Here is a 2,925-nt window from a genome sequence, read left to right on the forward strand (position 1 = left end):
CTGAATCTCGTTTTCAACGTCTATACTCCGTTTTAAGGTGGAGTGCTAGCAATCTCAAAGACAGGAGTTATCCCATGAAATTTCTCAGAATTGCTCTCGTTGCGATCGTGTTTTTAGTTAACCTTGCCATTGCCCCTCCTTCGTGGGCAGGTAAGGATTTCACAAAAGGGACGGACTATGCTGAAGTGACTCAAGCAATCAATCAGCTTCAACAGGCAAAAGATGCACCTGACCAAGCAGGTTACACGCCGGAAGAATATCAGCAAACGCTCGGTCAGTTACAGCAGCAGAAGTACATTATCGAAACGGCGACGAAGCGGGCACAATGCCACAACGAAACGACCGGAATGCTGGCAGTTTATGCAAATAAACCAAAGAAGTCCGCAACACAGCTTTACTTCCTGGGTGCTGGTGAGGAAACCGATGACGACTGGGATTGTGACGGATTTTATCTTCCAGCGGGAACTCAAGTAGTTCTTGGTCCCACTGCTGCGGCACAAGCGCTAACTGAGGGGATCGCAGTCAAGTTTGTAGATGGAACTCAGTCCATTGCGAGAACAAATCCTGCTGGCGCGATCGAGCTGAATGTCGCTCCTGCGAAAGTGTTTAAAGCTGGTGAGATTAACTGGACAATTCCCACCTTGTCTCAGGCAGACATCAACGCACAAACTCCCAGCCCACAAATTATTGACTAGTGCTTTGTCAATATTCAATTTTAGGGTTGCAAATCTGTAAGCGCTCCCTAAGACCTCCGAGGTTTGCAAAACCTCGGAGGTCTAAAATTTCCACTATTACCCTAAATCCGAGCTGCGATTGTCCCCAAACTCTCTACCCAGTTACGAATGCGCCTGTGGTAGAAGTCCGGCTCGTTCGTAAATTGGCTGAACTAACCGCCTCAATTTGGGTAGCTCTCGGCTGAAGAGAGCAGACGCAATTAAACAGACACTGCCGCCGATCGTCAGTGTTGTCGGCGCACCAATTCGATCTGCCAAGCTGCCAAACAGCAGGTTGCCGAACGGTGCCATACCCAAAAATGACATGGTGAACAGGCTCAGCACTCGCCCGCGTTTGTCGTCATCGACGATCGTTTGTAGCACCGTATTGCTAGAGGCAATTTGCAGAATCGCCCCTAGCCCAATTAGAAGTGAAAATAGCAGCGACAGCGCCAGAGACCGCGATAGAGAAAAAGCGATTAATCCGATGCCCGCGATCGCGGGAGCCATAACGATTACCTTGCCCAGACCCACGACCGTTTTTCGAGTGCTGAGATAGATACCGCCGCTCAGCGCGCCCACTCCCGATGCCGCCATGAGAAATCCCAGCGTATGCGCATCACCGTGCAGAATTTCAGTCGCAAAAATCGGCACTAGCGTTGTGTAGGGCATTGCCACCAAGCTAAAGACTGCCATCAGCACCAGAATAGAGCGGATGGGCGGAAATCCAAACGCATACTCGAAGCCTTCTCTGATGCGCTGGAGCGGATTGTCGCTTCCCGTCGCAATGGGTCTGGGCTTGAGGCGCATCGCTAACAGCGCCAGAATCACTGCAATGTAGCTAATGCCGTCGATCAGAAAACAGTAGCCCGTCCCAATTCCGGTAATGATCACTCCCGCGATCGCTGGACCCACCAGCCGAGCACCGTTCACCAGCGACGAATTAAGGGCGATCGCGCTGGCAAGATCATCGGGTCGCTCTACTAAATCTCGGACAAGGGTTTGTCTAGCAGGAGCATCAAAGGCATTGATCAGTCCTTGGCACAAACTGAGAACCAAAATATGCCAGATCTGAATCACGCCCGTTAGCGTTAACGCTGCCAGCGTCAACGACTGAAGCATTGCCAGAATTTGCGTGATGACGAGAATGCGATGGGGACTGCGACGATCGACCAGTACCCCGCCAAATGGAGCCAGTACGAAGCTGGGGATCTGTCCGGTGAAGCCCACAATTCCCAGCATCAGCGCAGAATTGGTCAGCTTGTAGACCAGCCAGACGGTAGCAATTTGCGTCATCCAGGTGCCAATTAAGGAGAGCCCCTGTCCGCCGAAAAACAGTTGGTAGTTTCTCGACCTCAACGCAGGCAGATTAAATGGCATGAATTTTCTCTATGAATTAGCGAATCGCTAATCGCGATTCGCTGTTAGCTCTTGTTTGTGGGTGTTTGATTTAATTACGCACACTTAATAATTTATAGACGGTGATTGCAGATCGGCAGATCGCTCAAAGGTAGGAAGATCACGGCTGTCGCGATCGTAACCAGTGCTGCAGCAGTCCAATGACGATCTCTGGCTGCTCTAGATGCGGCAGCACGCCCGTTTCGTTGACGACGATCAGATCGGCGATCGCGTCCGGATTCAGGCTGGCTAACCGTTGACCCAGAGAAACCGGGGTAAATTGCGCCTGTTCGCCCCACAGCATGAGCGTTGGCGTTGTTAGCTGCCCAATGTAGCGCGTCAGATCGAAGTAGACATCGCCGCGCAGAAACGACAAGGCGCTGTACTGGGCATCGGGCTGCTGTGCCGCTTCTAGATAGGCAGCAACCATTTCTGGCGTCACTCGATCGGGCTGCGCGAACAGAAACCGCTCCAAAAAGTTTCGCACGGCAATCTCGTTCATTGCGCCCAGCCCGTAGATGAGCTGGTCCAACAGCGGCGTTCCGATCATCTGCAACGGCAATCGACGTCCAGCATCTTGCCCAAAATCGGCAAATCCAGACGGACAAATCAGCACCAGCGATTCGAATAGCTCTGGCTGCTGAGTCGCTAATCGCAGCGCGATCGCGCCAGTCAGAGACGAGGCGACCACGGTGACGGGTGCAGTGCAGGTTTTGCGGATGAACTCGGCGATCGTCGTCAGATAATCGTTGAGTTGGTAGTCGCGCACGGGACGATCGGACTGTCCCCAGCCGATCAGATCGGGAACCAGCAC

General features: G+C 52.5%; 3 protein-coding genes. 1 reads left to right on the plus strand and 2 read right to left on the minus strand.

What is annotated here, in order from left to right:
- The first annotated feature begins 74 nt into the window (after positions 1-74).
- The gene (locus tag H6F43_RS01670) at positions 75-695 is read left to right on the plus strand and encodes a hypothetical protein (RefSeq protein ID WP_190340286.1); all 621 of its coding nucleotides are present in this window, start codon (positions 75-77) and stop codon (positions 693-695) included.
- 141 nt (positions 696-836) lie between these two features.
- Here the strand turns inward: H6F43_RS01670 and H6F43_RS01675 are convergent, their stop codons facing one another.
- Complete coding sequence (locus H6F43_RS01675; protein ID WP_190340287.1) at positions 837-2,093, minus strand: MFS transporter; 1,257 nt, start codon at positions 2,091-2,093, stop codon at positions 837-839.
- Positions 2,094-2,232: 139 nt separating this feature from the next.
- On the minus strand, positions 2,233-2,925 hold a 693-nt coding region (locus tag H6F43_RS01680; protein WP_190340288.1), incomplete at its 5' end, for an alpha/beta hydrolase.

This window comes from Leptolyngbya sp. FACHB-36 (assembly GCF_014695955.1).
Classification (GTDB): Bacteria; Cyanobacteriota; Cyanobacteriia; order Leptolyngbyales; family Leptolyngbyaceae; genus FACHB-36.

Excerpts from the sequence above, each read along its gene's own strand:
- H6F43_RS01670 (WP_190340286.1), top strand. The coding sequence starts at position 75 with ATGAAATTTCTCAGAATTGCTCTCGTTGCGATCGTGTTTTTAGTTAAC.
- H6F43_RS01675 (WP_190340287.1), bottom strand. The coding sequence starts at position 2,093 with ATGCCATTTAATCTGCCTGCGTTGAGGTCGAGAAACTACCAACTGTTT.